This window comes from Anaeromyxobacter paludicola (genome assembly GCF_023169965.1).
In the GTDB taxonomy this organism is placed as follows: domain Bacteria; phylum Myxococcota; class Myxococcia; order Myxococcales; family Anaeromyxobacteraceae; genus Anaeromyxobacter_B; species Anaeromyxobacter_B paludicola.
Genome location: NZ_AP025592.1, coordinates 768535 through 784670 on the forward strand (window position 1 = coordinate 768535; position 16136 = coordinate 784670).

Genomic DNA, 16136 nt, shown 5'->3' on the forward strand with positions numbered 1-16136 from the left:
TCCGCCCCGATCACTCGTAGCGCAGCGCCTCGATCGGATCCAGCCGCGAGGCCCGCAGCGCGGGGTAGAAGCCGGCCGCCACCCCGGCGAGCCCGGCGAGCACGACGGTGCCCGCCATCACCGTCGGCGAGAGCAGGGTGGGCCACTGGGCCTTCGCCGCCATCACCCTGGCGACGACGGCGCCGAGCCCGAGCCCCACGAGGCCTCCCACCACCGCCAGCACCACCGCCTCGGTGAGGAACTGGTAGAGCACGTCGCGCCCGCGGGCGCCCACCGCCATCCGGATGCCGATCTCGCGGGTGCGCTCGGTCACCGACACCAGCATCACGTTGGCGATGCCGATCGCGCCGACGAGCAGCGAGATGAGCGCCACCGAGCCGAGCAGGAGGGAGATGGTGGCGGTCTGCTCGTTGGCGGCGTTCTGCATCTCGGTGAGGTTGCGGATCTGGAAGTCGTTCTCGGCGGCCTCGGCGAGGTGGTGGCGCTGCCGCAGCAGCGCGGTGGCCTCCCGCTGCGCGTCCGCGAGCAGGCCCCCGCTGCGGGCGGTGATCATGAGCATGCCGACCACGTCCGACTGCGTGCCCTGGATGCGGCGCACCAGCGTGCTCCAGGGCATGAGGACCACGTCGTCCTGGTCCTGGCCCCAGTTCCCCTGGCCCTTCGGGGCGAGCACCCCGACCACCTTGCAGGGCACGTGCTTCACGCGGATCTGCTCGCCGACCGGATCGAGCTGGCCGAAGAGCTTCTCCGCCACGGTCTGGCCGAGGAGGCAGACCTTGGCGCCGGCCGCCTCCTCCTCGCGCCCGAAGGGCTCGCCCGCGGCGAGCGGCCACTGCCGCACCGCGAGGTAGGCGGAGGTGGTGCCGATGACCTGGGTGAACCAGTTCTGATCGCCCGCCACCACCTGCGCGCCGGTGCGGTTCACCGGGGCGACCGCGGCCACGCTGCGGCCGAGCTCGCGCTCGACCGCCCGGCCGTCGTCCAGGACCAGGTTCTGGGTCGCGCCCGCGCCGGTGGCGGCGCCGTGGCTCATCATCGAGCCCGGGACCACCATGAGGAGGTTCGCCCCCAGGGAGGCCATCTGGTCGGCCACCTTGGCCCGGGCGCCCTGGCCGAGCGCCACCGTGGCCACCACCGCCGCGACCGCGATGACGATGCCGATCATCGCCAGGAACGAGCGGAGCTTGTTCCGGCCGAGGGCGCGGAGCGCCGTCCGGATCGAGGCGAAGAGGTTCACGAGCGCGCCTCGCCCGCCGCGAGCCTCCGCCGCGCCACCGGCACGTCGGAGAGGACGCGCCCGTCCTTGAAGGTGACGATCCGCCGGGCGTGCTCGGCGATGTCCGGCTCGTGCGTCACGAGCAGGATGGTGAGCCCCTCGTCGTTGAGCTCCTGGAAGATCCGCATCACGTCCACGCTGGTCGCGGAGTCGAGGTTGCCGGTCGGCTCGTCGGCCAGCAGGAGCTTCGGGCGGTTCACGAGCGCGCGCGCCACCGCCACCCGCTGCTGCTGGCCGCCGGAGAGCTGCGCCGGGGTGTGGTCGAGCCGGTCGCCGAGGCCGACGCGGGCGAGCGCGTCGGCGGCCCGGGCGCGCCGCTCTCGGGCCGGCACGCCCTGGTACAGCATCGGCAGCTCCACGTTCTCGACGGCGCTCGTACGGGGCAAGAGGTTGAAGCCCTGGAAGACGAAGCCGATGGCCCGGCCCCGCGCCCGCGCGAGGGCGTCGCGCGGGAGCTTGCCCACGTCCTCGCCGTCGAGCAGGCAGCGCCCGGCGCTCGGGCGGTCGAGGCAACCGACCAGGTTCATGAAGGTGCTCTTGCCCGAGCCCGAGGCGCCCATCACCGCCACGAACTCGCCCGGGAGCACGTCGAGGGAGACGCCGCGCAGGGCGGGGACCGTCACGTCGCCCATGCGGTAGACCTTCTCGATGGCCTCGGCGCGGACCACCGGCTGTTCGGAGAGGTTCATGGCGCTCCCTAGAACGGGCCGCGGCGGGGGCCGCCCGGCGCCTGGCCGCTCGGGCCGCCGGAGTCGCCGACGATCACCTGGTCGCCCTCGGCCAGCCCCGAGACCACCTCGGTGGCGTGCCCGTCGGAGATCCCGACGAGGAGGTCCACCGGCGCGGGCTTCCCGCCCTGGAGCCGGTAGACCCGGGCCGGGCGGCCCGCGGGCGGTGCCTCGCCGCCGGCCGGCGGGGTCGAGGCGAGGCTCACGGGGCGCTGGCCGCGCGCCCCGCCCCGCTCCGCGCCGGGCGCGCGCCGCTCGCCGGGGGAGGCGTCCGGGGCGCCGCGCCCGCCGCCGGCCTCGCCCGCCGGGCGGTAGCGCAGCGCCGCGTTCGGCACGCGGAGGGCGTCGGCGCGCCGGCTGGTGGTGACGGTCACCGCGGCGGTCATGCCCTGGCGCAGCTTCCGCTCCGGGTTGCGGGCGTCGATCACCGCGGCGTAGGTGACCACGTTCTGGATGGTGCTCGGCGCCTGCCTCACCTCGCGGATCCGGCCGTGGAACGTCTCCCCGGGGTAGGCGTCCACGGTGAAGCGGGTCTCGAGCCCCTCCTTCACCTTGCCCACGTCGGCCTCGTCGATGTTGGCGAGGATCTGCATCCGGGTGAGGTCGTTGGCGATGAGGAACAGGGTGGGGGCCTGGAACGCCGCCGCGACGGTCTGGCCCACGTCCACGCTGCGCGAGATGACGACCCCGTCGATGGGGCTGCGGATGTGGCAGAGGGCGAGGTTGGTGGCGGCGGTGTCCCGGTCGGCGCGGGCCTGCAGCACCTTGGCCCGCGACGACTGGACCTGGGCGGCCGCGGCGTCGCGCGCCGTCTCGGCGTTGTCGAGGTCGGCCTGGGCCACGAGGCTGCGCTGCAGGAGCTCCCGGTTGCGCTGGAACGTGCGCTCCGCCGCGACCAGCGCCACCTGGGCCGAGACGACGTCGGCCTGCGCGGCGGCGAGCGAGGCGTTGGCGCGCTCGAGGGCGGCCTGGAACAGGCGGGGGTCGATCTCGGCGAGGATCTGGTCCTTCTTCACCGTCGAGTTGAAGTCCACGTAGAGCTTCGAGATGGTGCCCGAGACCTGCGAGCCGACGTTCACCGTCACGATGGCGGAGACGTCGCCGGTGGCCGAGACCACCTCGGCGAGGGCGCCGCGGGAGACCGGCTCGGTCCGGTAGCCGGTCGCGGGGGCGCGGCGGCAGGCGGAGGCGAGCGTGAGGAGGAGCAGGGCGGGGAGGAGCCGGCGTGGGGTCATGGTGGGAGAGGGCGAGCAGGCGCCCCGCGTCACGACCCCCGGAGGGGCGCCCGGGTTAACCGCCGCCGTTGGGGTGGGGCGACTCCTTATGCCGCCGCTATACTCGAACACGAAATGACAAGCTGGCTCAAGCTGCTCGGCCTCGCCGCGGTGGTGGTGATCGCGGCCCAGGTCTGGACCCACCGCGTCGCCCCCACCGCTCCCGCCGGCGCGGCGCCGGCCCTCTCGCTGCCCACCCCGGACGGCCGGACCGTGGACCTCTCCGCGTACCGGGGCAAGGTGGTCGCGGTGAACTTCTGGGCGACGTGGTGCGGCCCGTGCCGGGCCGAGATCCCGGAACTGGCCCAGGTCTGGCGCGAGCACAAGGACGGCTGCTTCGAGCTGCTCGGGGTGGCCGAGGAGTCGGGCAAGCCCGCGCAGATCGCCAGCAAGGCGGCCGAGTACGGCATCCCGTACCCGGTGCTGGTGGACCAGGACGGCGCGGCGGGCGATCGCTACCGGGTGACCGGGTACCCGAACACCTTCCTCATCGACGCCGAGGGGAAGGTGGCGAAGGTCTTCGCCGGCGCGATCGACCGGGAGGCGCTGGAGCGGGCGCTCCGGCCGCTGCTGCCGGCGACCTGCCCGCGGGCGTGATAGATGGGCGGCGTGCGCTGCCCCATCTGCAAGAGCCCCGCGGCGCCGCGGGGCGAGAACCGCCACTACCCGTTCTGCTCCGACCGCTGCCGCCTCGTGGACCTCGGCAAGTGGCTCTCGGAGGACTACCGCATCCCCGGTCCCCGGCTCGGCGACGAGCCGCCCGCCGGCGAGCCGGCCGACGACGGCGACGCCGAGTGATTCCGCCCGGCGGGCTGTGGTATGGGTGCCGCGCCCCGGAGGCGCGCCCGCCGGGAGCGAGCACGGCCCCCGCGGCCGGGGAGCGGCGGAACGGATGAAAAGGCTGTTGCAGGCGGTGGCGGGGCTCGCCATCTCGGGCGGCGCGCTCTGGCTGACGCTGCGCGGCAAGGACCTGGGCGCGATCTGGGAGGCGGCCCGCGCCGCCGACTACCGCTGGCTCGTCCCGTACTTCGCCATCCTCGTCGCCATCCACTTCATCCGGACGGTGCGCTGGGGCATCCTGCTCGAGCCGGTGGCACGGATCCCGTTCGCCCGGCTGAACGCGGTGTCCGCGGTGGGCTTCATGGCGCTCATGATCCTGCCGTTCCGGCTCGGCGAGTTCGCCCGGCCCTACCTCGTCGCCGAGCGGCCGCGGGTGCGCGTCTCGGCGGCGCTCTCGAGCGTGGTGGTGGAGCGGGTGGCGGACGGCCTCTTCACCGCCATGCTGCTCATCTTCACCCTGCTGGCCGTGCCCGAGGGCACCCCCGGGCTGCACGTGCTCCGCGTGGCCGGCGTGCTGGTGTTCCTGGCATTCGCGGCGCTGCTCGTCTTCCTCGTGGTCGGCTACCGGAACCGGGCGCTGGCGGTGCGGATCTTCCACCGGCTGCTCGACCCGGTGTCGCCGCGGCTCGCCGAGCGCGCCGCCGGCATGGTGGACGCCTTCATCCACGGGCTCCGGCTCGTCCCCAGCAAGCGGAAGGTCGCGCTCTTCTTCCTCCTCACCTTCGTCTACTGGGCGGTGAACGGGGTGGGGGTGCAGGTCCTCGCTCGCGGCTTCGGCTTCGACCTCGGCTTCGTCCAGGCCTACACCGTCCTCGGCGTGCTGGTGGTCGGGGTGATGATCCCCGCCGGCCCCGGGATGGTCGGGACCTTCCAGGCGGCCATCATCCTCTCGCTCTCGCTCTTCGCGCCCGCCGAGGCGGTCGCCACGCGCGGCAACGCCTACGCCAACGTGATGTGGGCGGCGCAGCTCTTCCAGCAGGTGGCCTTCGGCCTCGCCTTCCTCTTCTCGCGCCACATCAAGCTCGGCCAGATCTTCGCCGCCCCCCAGGAGATGGAGGAGGGGCTCGAGTCGGAGGAGGCGGAGTACGCCGCGGCCGAGCGGGGCGGCCAGGGGCCGCGCGCCGGCGATGCGCGCGTTCGTTGACAGCCCTGCGCCGTTGGCTCTATAAACCGCGCGCCTCGGTGAGGTAGCTCAGACGGCTAGAGCGAGGGTCTCATAATCCCTAGGTCGGGAGTTCGATTCTCCCCCTCACCACTGCACCGCATCGCTGCTCTTCGAAGGCCTCCTGGGTTCACCAGGGGGCCTTCTTCGTATGCCGCGCCGCCGCCTCGCCGCGCCCGCGGGGCGGCGGACGCGAAGTAGCCGCGCCGGCGGCGGCCAGGCGCCCTAGACTATCTTCCGGAAGGGGCTGCCATGAGCTCGAGCACGAAGCTGCAGGATCCGCGGGGCGCGGCGCGGGGTGTCACCCCCGCCGCGCCGGAGCGAGCCGGGGAGCCGGTCTACGATCGGGAGGCGCTCGCGCGGGTGCTCGCCGAGCGCGAGGCCTGGACCGCGGGCGAGCTCGCCGCGGCGCTCGCCCGCATGCCGCGCCGGAAGGAGCGGTTCGAGACCGACTCGGGGATCCCCATCCCCGACGTCCTCGACCCGGCCAGCCGCCGCGAGGAGGACTTCCGCCGCGACCTCGGCTACCCCGGGCGGTACCCGTTCACCCGCGGCCCGCAGCCGACCATGTACCGCGGGCGGCTCTGGACGATGCGCCAGTTCGCCGGCTTCGGCTCGCCGGAGGACACCAACCGGCGTTTCAAGTACCTCCTCCAGCACGGGATGACCGGCCTCTCCACCGCCTTCGACATGCCGGCGCTCATGGGCTACGACTGCGACCACCCCATGAGCCGCGGCGAGGTGGGCAAGGAGGGCGTCGCCGTCTCCTCGCTGCGCGATATGGAGGTCCTCTTCGACGGCATCCCGCTCGGCGAGGTCACCACCTCCATGACCATCAACGCGAGCGCGGTGGTGGCGCTCGCGATGTACGTCGCGGTGGCGGAGCGGCAGGGCGTCCCGCGCGAGCGGCTGGGCGGCACGCTCCAGGCCGACATGCTGAAGGAGTACATCGCGCAGAAGGAGTGGATCGTCCCGCCGCGCCCGGCGGTCCGGATCGTCTGCGACATGATCGAGTTCTGCGCGAGGGAGATGCCCCGCTGGAACCCGGTCTCGGTGAGCGGCTACCACATCCGCGAGGCCGGGGCGACGGCGGTCCAGGAGCTGGCCTTCACCCTCGCGGACGGGATCGAGTACGTCCAGCAGTGCGTCGAGCGCGGCCTCGCCGTGGACGACTTCGCGCCGCGCCTCTCCTTCTTCTTCGACGTCCACAACGACTTCTTCGAGGAGGTGGCGAAGTTCCGGGCCGCGCGCCGGATCTGGGCGCGCACCATGAAGGAGCGGTTCGGGGCGAAGCGGAAGGAGTCCTTGCTCCTGCGCACCCACGCCCAGACCGCCGGCGTGTCCCTCACCGCCCAGCAGCCCTACAACAACGTGGTCCGCACCGCGCTGCAGGCCTTCGCCGCGGTGCTGGGCGGGACGCAGTCGCTCCACACCAACTCGCTCGACGAGACCTACGCGCTCCCGACCGAGGAGGCGGTGACCATCGCGCTGCGGACCCAGCAGATCATCGGGTTCGAGTCGGGCGCCGACCGGGTCGCCGATCCGCTCGCCGGGTCGTACTACGTCGAGTACCTCACCGACGAGGTGGAGCGGCGCGCCCTCGAGCACATCCGCCGGATCGACGAGATGGGCGGGATGATCCGCGCCGTCGAGGAGGGCTACCCGCAGCGCGAGATCGCCGAGAGCGCCTACCGGTTCCAGCAGGAGGTCGAGCGGGGGGAGCGGACCATCGTCGGCGTGAACCGCTTCCGGACCGAGGGGGACGAGGGCAGCGGCATCCCGACCCTCCGGATCGACGAGGCGGTGGCGCGGGCGCAGCAGGAGCGGCTCGCGGCGGTGAAGCGGTCGCGGAGCCCGGCGGGGGTGGCCGAGGCGCTGCAGCGCGTCGAGCGCGCCTGCCGGGAGGGCGGCAACGTCGTCCCGCCGGTGATCGAGGCGGTGAAGGCGTACGCCACGCTGGGCGAGGTCTGCGACGTGTTCCGCAAGGTCTTCGGAACGTATCGCGAGGACGGGCGGTTCTAGCCCCGGAGGGTGCCGGCCCGGGGCGCGTTCTTGGCCCCGACCCGCACCTGGGGTAGTAGACTCTCTCACCCGACCTTCCGCTCCGGAGACGCGCCACATGACCGAGTCCCAGCGCCCGCTGCGCATCCTCGTCGCCAAGCCCGGCCTCGACGGCCACGATCGCGGCGCCAAGATCATCGCCCGCGCCCTCCGCGACGCCGGCTTCGAGGTCATCTACACCGGCCTGCACCAGACGCCGGAGATGATCGTCGCCGCGGCGCTGCAGGAGGACGTGGACGCGGTCGGCATGTCGATCATGTCGGGCGCGCACATGACGCTCTTCCCGGCCGTCACCGACCTGATGAAGCAGAAGCAGATGGACGACGTGGTCGTGTTCGGCGGCGGGATCATCCCGCAGGACGACGTCCCGCGCCTCAAGGAGCACGGCATCGCCGAGGTCTTCCTGCCCGGCACCGCGACCCAGGCGGTGGTGGACTGGATCCGCGCCCACGTGCATCCCCGAGCGGCGGCCGCCTAGGCCGGTTAGCAAGGGGGCATGGCCCCGCACGTCACGGTCTACGAGGTCGGACCCCGCGACGGACTGCAGAACGAGCCGGCGGTCCTGCCGCTGGAGGAGAAGCTGGAGCTCGTGGCGGCGCTCGCCGCCGCCGGCCTGCAGCGCATCGAGGCCGGCAGCTTCGTCAGCCCGCGGTGGATCCCGCAGCTCGCCGACTCCGACCGGCTGGTGGAGAGCCTGCCGCCCTCGCCGGAGCTGCGCTACGTGGCGCTCGTCCCGAACGCGCCCGGGCTCGCCCGGCTGCGGCGCGCGCTCGACCAGGCCGGCGCGAACGGTCCCGCCGTGGACGCCGCGGTCTTCGTCTCGGCCTCCGAGACCCACAACCGGAAGAACGTCAACAAGACCATCGACGAGACCTTCGCGGCGTTCGACGAGGTCGTCGGCCCGGCGCTGGCGGCGGGGCTGCGCGTGCGCGGCTACGTGTCGACCGCGTTCGGCTGCCCCTACGAGGGGCCGGTCGATCCCGGCCGGGTGATCGCCCTCGCCCAGCGGCTGCTCGCCCTGGGCTGCTACCAGGTCTCGCTCGGCGACACCGTCGGCCTCGGGACGCCCAACCAGGTCCGGGAGCTGCTCTCGCGGCTGCTGGCCCGGACCCGCCCGGAGCAGGTCGCGCTCCACATGCACGACACCCGCGGCTGCGCGCTCGCCAACGTGCTCGTCGGGCTCGAGGCGGGGCTCGCGACCTTCGACGCCTCCATCGGCGGGCTCGGCGGCTGCCCCTACGCCCCCGGCGCCTCCGGCAACCTCGCGACCGAGGACCTCGTCCACATGCTCCTCGGGATGGGATACGAGACGGGGATCTCCTGGGAGCGGCTGGTGGACGCGGGCGCCCTGGCGCAGCGGCTCGTCGGCCGCGCCCTCCCCGGGAAGGCGCTCCAGGCGGAGCTTGCCGCGCGAACGGCTGGCCGGACGCGCTCCGACCCGTTAGCGTCGAGGTGATGGACGCCTGGAAGGTCGAGGACCTCGGGGAGACCGAGCTCTGGACCATCGATCTCGAGCCGCGGCGCAACGCGCTCTCGCGCGCCGTGCTGCGCGGGCTCGCCGAGCTGGGCGCGCGGGCGGCGAGCCGGCGCGAGCTTCGGGCCGTCGTCATCACCGGCGCGGGCGACCGGGCCTTCTGCGCCGGCGCCGACCTGAAGGAGCGGGCCTCGATGTCCGACGAGGAGGTCCACGCCTTCCACCGCGAGCTGCGCGAGGGGCTGCGCGGGCTCGAGCAGTCGCCCAAGGTGACCATCGCCGCCATCAACGGCGCCGCCCTGGGCGGCGGGCTGGAACTCGCGCTCGCCTGCGACCTGCGGCTCTGCACCCCGGGCGCCGAGCTCGGCCTCCCGGAGGTGTCGCTCGGCATCATCCCGGGCGGCGGCGCCTGCGCGAGGCTGCCGCGGCTGGTCGGGCTGGCCCGCGCCAAGGAGCTCGTGCTGACCGGCCGGCGGGTCGCCGCCGCGGAGGCGCTGGCGCTCGGGCTCGTGAACCGGATCGCCGCGCCGGGGCGGCTGCGCGAGGAGGCGCTGGCGCTCGCCGCGGAGGTGGCGAGGAACGCCCCCATCTCGCTGCGCCAGGCGAAGCGCGCCCTCGACGGCGGGTTCCACCTGCCGCTCGAGGAGGCGCTCGACCTCGAGAACCGGATGTACCAGGACTGCCTCGGCACCCGCGACCGGGTGGAGGCGCTGCGCGCCTTCGCCGAGAAGCGCCGGCCGCGCTTCACGGGAGAGTGAGATGGCCGACCGGCCCGACGGACCCGACGAGCGGCTGGAGGCGGAGCTCGCGCGCGTCCGCCGCGGCGGCGCCGAGAAGTACCACCGCAAGAACGCGGAGCAGGGGAAGCTCTTCGCCCGCGATCGCCTGCGGCTCCTGCTCGACGAGGGCTCCTTCGTGGAGGACGGCGCGCTCGCGAACGCCCTCGACCCGGAGCTGCCGGCCGACGGCGTGGTGACCGGGCTGGGCGCCATCGAGGGGCGCCCGGTCTGCGTGATGGCCAACGACTCCACCGTGAAGGCCGGGAGCTGGGGCAAGCGGACGGTGGAGAAGATCCTGCGCGTCCAGGAGGTCGCGGCGGCGCAGCGGCTGCCGCTCTTCTACCTCGTGGACTCGGCGGGGGCGCGCATCACCGACCAGCTCGAGATGTTCCCCGGGCGGCGGGGCGCCGGGCGGATCTTCCACAACGAGGTGCACCTCTCCGGCGTGGTGCCGCAGATCTGCCTGCTCTTCGGCCCCTCCGCCGCGGGCGGCGCCTACATCCCCGCCTTCTGTGACCTCGTGTTCGTGGTGGAGGGGAACGCCTCCATGTACCTCGGCTCGCCGCGCATGGCCGAGATGGTCATCGGCGAGAAGGTGACCCTCGAGGAGCTGGGCGGGGCGCGGATGCACTGCTCCGTCTCGGGCTGCGCCGACGTGCTCTGCCAGAGCGAGGAGGAGGCGCTGCGGGAGGCGCGCCGCTGGTTCGCCTTCATGCCCCGGAGCTGCCGGGAGCTGCCGCCCCTCGCGCCGCCCAAGCCGCCGCGCCGGCAGGAGCGGCCCATCGAGGACCTCATCCCGGCCGACCAGAACCGGCCCTTCGACGTGCTCGCGCTCATCGATGCGCTCGTGGACGAGGGCTCCTTCTTCGAGGTGAAGAAGCTCTTCGCCGGCGAGCTCGTCACCGGGCTCGCCCGCATCGACGGCCGGCCGATCGGCATCGTCGCCAACCAGCCCAGGGTGAAGGGCGGCGTGCTCTTCGTGGACTCGGCCGACAAGGCGGCCCGCTTCATCTGGCTCTGCGACGCCTTCAACCTGCCGCTCCTCTACCTGGCCGACGTCCCCGGGTTCATGATCGGCACCAAGGTGGAGCGGGCGGGCATCATCCGGGCCGGCGCCAAGATGATCAGCGCCGTCTCCGAGGCCACCGTGCCGCGGATCTGCGTGGTGGTGCGCAAGGCGTACGGCGCCGGGCTCTACGCCATGGACGGCCCCGGCTTCGCGCCCTCCTGCACCCTCGCGCTGCCGCAGGCGATGATCGCGGTGATGGGGCCCGAGGCGGCGGTGAACGCCGTCTACTTCAACAAGATCCAGGAGCGGCCGGAGTCCGAGCGGGCCGCCTACGTGCAGGCGCTCCGCGACGACTACCGCAAGGACATCGACATCGAGAAGCTGGCGAGCGAGCTGGTGGTGGACGCGGTGGTGCCGGGGAGCGGGCTGCGCGACGAGCTGTCGCGGCGGTTCCGCTACTACGCCGAGGGCTACGCGCCGCCGGCGGGACGCAAGCGGGCGGTCACGCCCGTGTGAGGGGCCCATGGACTTCGAGCTCGACGAGGCGCACCTCGAGATCCAGCGCACGGTCCGGCAGTTCTGCCAGGATCGGGTGAAGGCGCAGGCGCGCGGCTGGGACGAGCGGGAGGAGTTCCCGCTCGAGGTGGTGAAGGAGCTGGGGCGGCTCGGGTTCCTCGGCATCAACGTGCCCGAGGAGCTCGGCGGCGCGGGGCTCGACGCCGCCGCCACGGCGGTGATCGTCGAGGAGCTGGCCCGCTGGGACGGCTCGCTCGCGCTCACGGTGGCGAGCCACAACGGGCTCGGCTCGGGCCACATCCGGCTCTTCGGCACCGACGCGCAGAAGCGGCGCTGGCTGCCCGCGCTCGCCTCGGGGGAGCGGCTCGCGGCCTGGGGGCTCACCGAGCCCGGCTCGGGCTCGGACGCGGCCGGGCTGCGGACGACGGCGGTCCGGCGCGGCGGCGAGTGGGTGCTCTCCGGCGCGAAGACCTTCATCACCCAGGGCACGGTCGGCGACGTCTTCGTGATCCTCGCCTCCACCAGCCCGGACAAGAAGCAGAAGGGGATCACCGCCTTCGTGGTGGAGCGCGGGGCGCAGGGGTTCGGCCAGAAGCCCATCCACGGCAAGCTCGGGATGCGCAGCTCCGACACCGGCGAGCTGCACCTCGAGGAGGTGGTGGTGCCCGACGACCACCGGCTCGGGGAGGTGGACCACGGCTTCATCGACACGCTCCAGATCCTCGACCGCGGCCGGATCGCCATCGGCGCGCTCGGGGTGGGGCTGGCGCGCGGCGCCTTCGAGGAGGCCCGCGCCTACGCCAAGGAGCGCAAGGCCTTCGGCCACCCCATCGGCGACTTCCAGGCCATCGCCTTCATGCTGGCCGACATGGCCACCGAGACGAACGCCGCGCGCCTCCTGGTGCAGCGTGCGGCCGCCCGCTGTGACGCCGGGCGCCCGTTCACGAAGGAGGCCTCCATGGCCAAGCTCTTCGCGAGCGAGGTGGCGATGCGCGCGACCGCGAAGGCCATCCAGATCCACGGGGGCTACGGGTACACCCGGGACTTCCCGGTGGAGCGGTACTACCGCGACGCCAAGCTCTGCGAGATCGGCGAGGGGACGAGCGAGGTGCAGCGGATCGTGATCGGGCGGGAGATTCTGGGGTAATCTGCCCGACGGCATGTCCGAGGGCGAGCACACCATCATCAGCAAGATCCCGCGCGAGCGGCTGAACCAGATCGCCGCGCGGAAGCTGACCTCGCTCGCGGTGCCGGTTCGGCTCGCCGCCGACCGGGAGACGCTCGAGGGGGAGCTGCTCTTCCAGGGGAGCGTGCTCCACCCGGCCACCGGCGCCGCCATCGCCCGGGCCCGGTTCTCGGTCGAGGGGCACGATCGGCTCCGCTTCACCGATCCGCCGCTCTCGGCGCTCGGCCCGGTGCCGTTCTACGACGCCGAGCGGCTCGCGGCGCTCGAGCAGCGGGTCCTCGACGAGCTCGGCCGGCGCGCCGCGCTGCTGCAGGATCTCGCCGCCCGGCTGCGCGCGCTCCGGCTCGAGCCGGGGCTCGACCCCGACCGGCTGGCGGTGCGCGCGGTGGTGAAGACGCCGGGGCACGCCTTCGAGGTCTTCGCCGGCCCGGACGGGCTGCAGGTCACCCGCGTCGCCCCGGTGGGCGGGCGCCCCTTCGACGTGCCGCCGAGCTTCCGCCGGCTGGAGCTCGCGCGCTTCGAGGGGCCCGGGGAGCTCGAGGCGGAGCTCTCCCGGGCCGCGCCGGAGCTCGAGCAGCTCGCGGCCGAGCGGCCCGAGCCGGGGGCGCCCGCGGCCGCCGCCGGCGTGGAGGCCACCCCGCCTCCGCGCAACGCGCTCACGCTCGCCGCCCTCGCCGAGCGCTTCGGGGGCGACGCCATGCTGGCGCCGAACGCCGAGGTGGAGATCCTCCGCGAGTTCGAGTCGGGCGGCACCCGCTACCGGTTCGTCGCCACCCGCGAGGTCGGCACCACCTTCCGCGGGCGGGTCATCGGCCCCTCCGGCGACCTCTGGAGCGAGCGGTTCGAGCTCGCCGCCTTCGCCGGCCCGCGGCAGGCGGTCGCGGCCGCGCTCGGGGAAGAGGGCGCGCCGGCGCGGGGCGTCGCGGCAGCCTCCGGCCGGGCCGCGCCCGAGCCTCGGGCGGGCGAGGTCTGGGTGATGAACGTGGTGGTGGAGGCCCAGGGGCCGGACGAGGTCCGCTACGTCGGCACCGACATCGACGGCCGGCCCTACGGCGCGGCCCGGGTGCTGAAGCGCCCCGAGTTCGAGGCGGTCTTCTCGCACGAGCGCGGTGGCTGGCGGCTCCTCGTGCTGGTGGACCAGGTCCACGAGGGGGCGGTCACCTACCGGCAGCTCGACCGGCTGCGGCAGCCCATCGGCGCGCCGCGGCGGATGGCGAGCTCGATCCTGATGGCGAACTTCGTCCCGGAGGCGGCGACCGCGTGAGCGCGAACGGCGTGGTGGAGCGGGTGGCTGCGGGCGACGTGCGGGCGGCGGCGCGGCTCATGCGGGACCTCGACGACGGGCTCCCGGCGGCGCGGCGGCACCTGCAGGCGCTCTTCCCGCGCACGGGGCGGGCCTACGTGGTCGGGCTCACCGGCGCGCCGGGCGCGGGCAAGTCGTCCTTGACCGACCGGCTCATCGCCCACTACCGCAAGGCCGGCCTGACCGTGGGCGTGGTGGCCGTCGATCCGACGAGCCCGTTCTCCGGCGGGGCCATCCTGGGCGATCGCATCCGGATGCAGGACCACGCGCTCGACGAGGGCGTGTTCATCCGCTCCATGGCGACCCGGGGCAACCTGGGCGGCCTCTCGCGCGGCACCGCCGAGGTGGTCCAGGTGATGGACGCCATGGGCAAGGACGTGGTGATCGTGGAGACGGTGGGGGTGGGCCAGGACGAGATCGAGGTGGCCCAGCTGGCGCACACGGTGGTGGTGGTGTCGGTGCCCGGCCTGGGCGACGACGTGCAGGCCATCAAGGCCGGCGTGCTCGAGATCGCCGACGTCTTCGCCGTCAACAAGGCCGACCGGGAGGGCGCCGACCGGACGGTGCGCGATCTCGCCACCATGCTGGAGCTGCGCAAGAGCGCCGCCACCCGCGAGGTGCTGGAGCACGACGACCTCCACCGGATCCGCCGGACCAGCTCGACCGACCCGCACGATCAGGGCTTCTGGGAGCCGCCCATCGTGAAGACGGTGGCGGTGCGCGACGAGGGGGTGGGGGAGCTGGTCGAGGCGATCGCCCGGCACCGCCGCCACCTCGACGACACGGGCGAGCGGCGCACGCGCGACGTGGCGCGGGCCCGCGCCGGCTTCCTCGCGCTCCTCCGGGAGCAGCTCCTCGCCGGCGCGCTGGCCCGGCTCGGCGCGGAGGGGAGCCACCTCGACGCCATCGCGGCCCGGATCGCCGCCCGCGAGGCCGACCCCTACGCCCTGGCCGAGGAGCTCGCGGCCCGGCTGCGGCGATGAACCCGATGAGCGAGGCGATGGAAGATCCCGAGAAGCGCGCCCCCGCTACCGCCGTTGAAGCTGCCGAAGCCCCCGAGCCCGAGGTCCGGCCGGGGCCCCCCGACCCCGAGCGCGACCTCGCCGCCGAGCTCTCCCGGCGGCTGGGCGTGGCGGTGGCCCCTGGGCCGCGGCCGCTGGCCGCGCTGACCCACAAGTCCTACGTCAACGAGCACCGCGGCGAGGGGCTCGCCGACAACGAGCGGCTGGAGTTCCTGGGCGACGCGGTCATCGACCTGGCCGTCTCCCACCGGCTCATGGAGCGGTTCCCCGGGGCACAGGAGGGCGAGCTCTCCAAGATCCGGGCCTCGCTGGTGGACGAGGCGGCGCTGGCGGGAATCGCCCGCACCCTCGGGCTGGGCGAGCTGCTCCGGCTCGGCCGCGGCGAGGAGCTGACCGGCGGCCGCGAGAAGGCCTCGCTCCTGGCGGATGCCATGGAGGCGGTGGTGGCCTCCCTCTACCTGCAGGGCGGGCTCGCGCTGGTCCTCGAGGTGGTGGACCGGTTCCTGGGCGAGGCCTTCGAGCGCGCGGCGGCGGGCACGCTCGACCGCGACTGGAAGACGCAGCTGCAGGAGCAGGCCCAGAGCCGCCTCCGCGCCAGCCCCCGCTACCGGGTGGTGGGGGAGCGCGGCCCGGACCACTCGAAGATCTTCGAGGTGGAGCTCGAGCTCAAGGGCGAGGTGCTCGGCCGGGGCGAGGGGCGGTCGAAGAAGGACGCCGAGCAGGCCGCGGCGCGCGGCGCGCTCGAGGCGCTGGCCGCGCGGACCGAGGGCGAGCCAGCCCCGCCCGAAGCGAAGAAGTGACCGCGAACAGGGCGCTTTTCGTTGCGGGGGCGCCCCCGCGCGAATAGCATGCCGCCGCATGAAGAAGACCCTCCTCGCGCTCGCCGCCGTCGCCGCGCTCGCCCCCGCCGCCGCCCACGCCGCCAAGAAGGGGAAGGCGCCGGCGCAGAAGGAGCAGTACGCCGTCTTCGAGACCACCGCCGGGAAGATCGGGGTGAAGCTGCTGCCCCAGGAGGCCCCGGTCGCGGTGAAGAACTTCGTCGAGCTGGCGCAGGGCAAGAAGGAGTGGACCGACCCGCGCACCGGCGAGAAGACCCGCAAGTCGCTCTACAGCGGCACCGTCTTCCACCGCGTCATCCCGAACTTCATGATCCAGGGAGGGGACCCGCTCGGCATGGGCGTGGGGAGCCCCGGCTACACCTTCCAGGACGAGCTCAAGGCCGGCGAGAAGCCGTTCGACAAGCCCTGCCAGCTCGCGATGGCCAACAGCGGTCCCAACACCAACGGCTCGCAGTTCTTCATCACCGAGGCCCCGGCGCCGCACCTCAACCCGCAGCCCTGCGGCAGCCCGTCGGGGCTGTGCGGCTACACGCACTTCGGCGAGGGCGTCTGCGGGTGCGACCTCGTGGGCAAGATCGCGCGCGCCGGCAACTCCAAGACCAAGCTCGAGAAGGTCGTCATCACCAGCACCCGGCCCACCTGCAAGTGAGCCGCGCCACGCCGTAAC

16 protein-coding genes and 1 tRNA gene are annotated in these 16136 nt (G+C 73.8%); 14 read left to right on the top strand and 3 right to left on the bottom strand.

All coding sequences use genetic code 11. The features are described 5' to 3' along the window. Positions 1-10: 10 nt before the first annotated feature. From AMPC_RS03495 to AMPC_RS03505, 3 genes are read right to left on the bottom strand one after another with little or no spacing between them, the layout of a single operon-like run. On the bottom strand, positions 11-1237 hold the full coding sequence (locus AMPC_RS03495; protein WP_248344363.1) for an ABC transporter permease: 1227 nt from the start codon (positions 1235-1237) through the stop codon (positions 11-13). Further along, positions 1234-1965 (bottom strand): ABC transporter ATP-binding protein, encoded by a 732-nt coding sequence (locus AMPC_RS03500; protein WP_248344365.1) that lies wholly within the window; start codon positions 1963-1965, stop codon positions 1234-1236. Before AMPC_RS03500 ends, AMPC_RS03495 begins: the two co-directional genes overlap by 4 nt. An 8-nt stretch (positions 1966-1973) precedes the next feature. Then, positions 1974-3239 (bottom strand): efflux RND transporter periplasmic adaptor subunit, encoded by a 1266-nt coding sequence (locus AMPC_RS03505; RefSeq protein WP_248344367.1) that lies wholly within the window; start codon positions 3237-3239, stop codon positions 1974-1976. Between the two features lie 114 nt (positions 3240-3353). Between AMPC_RS03505 and AMPC_RS03510 the strand changes: the two genes are divergently transcribed. The 14 genes from AMPC_RS03510 to AMPC_RS03575 all read left to right on the top strand — a co-directional run bounded on the left by AMPC_RS03510 (position 3354) and on the right by AMPC_RS03575 (position 16118). Next, complete coding sequence (locus AMPC_RS03510; protein ID WP_248344369.1) at positions 3354-3875, top strand: TlpA family protein disulfide reductase; 522 nt, start codon at positions 3354-3356, stop codon at positions 3873-3875. Positions 3876-3878: 3 nt separating this feature from the next. Next, positions 3879-4076, top strand: coding sequence for a DNA gyrase inhibitor YacG (locus AMPC_RS03515; RefSeq protein WP_248344371.1), 198 nt, complete (start codon positions 3879-3881; stop codon positions 4074-4076). A 94-nt stretch (positions 4077-4170) separates the two neighbouring features. After that, positions 4171-5262, top strand: a complete 1092-nt coding sequence (locus tag AMPC_RS03520; RefSeq protein WP_248344372.1) for a lysylphosphatidylglycerol synthase transmembrane domain-containing protein — start codon at positions 4171-4173, stop codon at positions 5260-5262. Positions 5263-5299: 37 nt separating this feature from the next. Next, positions 5300-5373 (top strand) — tRNA-Met (locus AMPC_RS03525). 159 nt (positions 5374-5532) lie between these two features. Continuing rightward, complete coding sequence (locus AMPC_RS03530; RefSeq protein WP_248344373.1) at positions 5533-7302, top strand: acyl-CoA mutase large subunit family protein; 1770 nt, start codon at positions 5533-5535, stop codon at positions 7300-7302. Positions 7303-7399: 97 nt separating this feature from the next. Continuing rightward, positions 7400-7819, top strand: coding sequence for a cobalamin B12-binding domain-containing protein (locus AMPC_RS03535; protein WP_248344375.1), 420 nt, complete (start codon positions 7400-7402; stop codon positions 7817-7819). 18 nt (positions 7820-7837) lie between these two features. Beyond that, positions 7838-8797: a hydroxymethylglutaryl-CoA lyase gene (locus AMPC_RS03540; protein ID WP_248344378.1), complete on the top strand. Its 960-nt coding sequence runs from the start codon at positions 7838-7840 to the stop codon at positions 8795-8797. Beyond that, complete coding sequence (locus AMPC_RS03545; RefSeq protein ID WP_248344380.1) at positions 8797-9573, top strand: enoyl-CoA hydratase-related protein; 777 nt, start codon at positions 8797-8799, stop codon at positions 9571-9573. The genes AMPC_RS03540 and AMPC_RS03545 overlap by 1 nt, the downstream gene beginning before the upstream one ends. A 1-nt stretch (position 9574) precedes the next feature. After that, positions 9575-11119: an acyl-CoA carboxylase subunit beta gene (locus AMPC_RS03550; RefSeq protein ID WP_248344382.1), complete on the top strand. Its 1545-nt coding sequence runs from the start codon at positions 9575-9577 to the stop codon at positions 11117-11119. Positions 11120-11126: 7 nt separating this feature from the next. Then, positions 11127-12266: an acyl-CoA dehydrogenase family protein gene (locus AMPC_RS03555; protein ID WP_248344383.1), complete on the top strand. Its 1140-nt coding sequence runs from the start codon at positions 11127-11129 to the stop codon at positions 12264-12266. Between the two features lie 13 nt (positions 12267-12279). Then, positions 12280-13569 (top strand): hypothetical protein, encoded by a 1290-nt coding sequence (locus tag AMPC_RS03560; RefSeq protein ID WP_248344384.1) that lies wholly within the window; start codon positions 12280-12282, stop codon positions 13567-13569. Next, entirely contained in the window at positions 13566-14591 is a 1026-nt protein-coding gene (gene meaB, locus AMPC_RS03565) for a methylmalonyl Co-A mutase-associated GTPase MeaB (RefSeq protein ID WP_248344385.1), read from the top strand. The genes AMPC_RS03560 and meaB overlap by 4 nt, the downstream gene beginning before the upstream one ends. Positions 14592-14608: 17 nt before the next feature. Beyond that, on the top strand, positions 14609-15430 hold the full coding sequence (rnc, locus tag AMPC_RS03570; RefSeq protein ID WP_248344386.1) for a ribonuclease III: 822 nt from the start codon (positions 14609-14611) through the stop codon (positions 15428-15430). Between the two features lie 58 nt (positions 15431-15488). Further along, entirely contained in the window at positions 15489-16118 is a 630-nt protein-coding gene (locus AMPC_RS03575) for a peptidylprolyl isomerase (RefSeq protein ID WP_248344387.1), read from the top strand. Positions 16119-16136: the final 18 nt, after the last annotated feature.

Coding starts and splice junctions, on each gene's coding strand:
- AMPC_RS03500 (WP_248344365.1), bottom strand. CDS start 1,965: ATGAACCTCTCCGAACAGCCGGTGGTCCGCGCCGAGGCCATCGAGAAG.
- AMPC_RS03505 (WP_248344367.1), bottom strand. CDS start 3,239: ATGACCCCACGCCGGCTCCTCCCCGCCCTGCTCCTCCTCACGCTCGCC.
- AMPC_RS03510 (WP_248344369.1), top strand. CDS start 3,354: ATGACAAGCTGGCTCAAGCTGCTCGGCCTCGCCGCGGTGGTGGTGATC.
- AMPC_RS03515 (WP_248344371.1), top strand. CDS start 3,879: ATGGGCGGCGTGCGCTGCCCCATCTGCAAGAGCCCCGCGGCGCCGCGG.
- AMPC_RS03520 (WP_248344372.1), top strand. CDS start 4,171: ATGAAAAGGCTGTTGCAGGCGGTGGCGGGGCTCGCCATCTCGGGCGGC.
- AMPC_RS03530 (WP_248344373.1), top strand. CDS start 5,533: ATGAGCTCGAGCACGAAGCTGCAGGATCCGCGGGGCGCGGCGCGGGGT.
- AMPC_RS03535 (WP_248344375.1), top strand. CDS start 7,400: ATGACCGAGTCCCAGCGCCCGCTGCGCATCCTCGTCGCCAAGCCCGGC.
- AMPC_RS03540 (WP_248344378.1), top strand. CDS start 7,838: ATGGCCCCGCACGTCACGGTCTACGAGGTCGGACCCCGCGACGGACTG.
- AMPC_RS03545 (WP_248344380.1), top strand. CDS start 8,797: ATGGACGCCTGGAAGGTCGAGGACCTCGGGGAGACCGAGCTCTGGACC.
- AMPC_RS03550 (WP_248344382.1), top strand. CDS start 9,575: ATGGCCGACCGGCCCGACGGACCCGACGAGCGGCTGGAGGCGGAGCTC.
- AMPC_RS03555 (WP_248344383.1), top strand. CDS start 11,127: ATGGACTTCGAGCTCGACGAGGCGCACCTCGAGATCCAGCGCACGGTC.
- AMPC_RS03560 (WP_248344384.1), top strand. CDS start 12,280: ATGTCCGAGGGCGAGCACACCATCATCAGCAAGATCCCGCGCGAGCGG.
- rnc (WP_248344386.1), top strand. CDS start 14,609: ATGGAAGATCCCGAGAAGCGCGCCCCCGCTACCGCCGTTGAAGCTGCC.
- AMPC_RS03575 (WP_248344387.1), top strand. CDS start 15,489: ATGAAGAAGACCCTCCTCGCGCTCGCCGCCGTCGCCGCGCTCGCCCCC.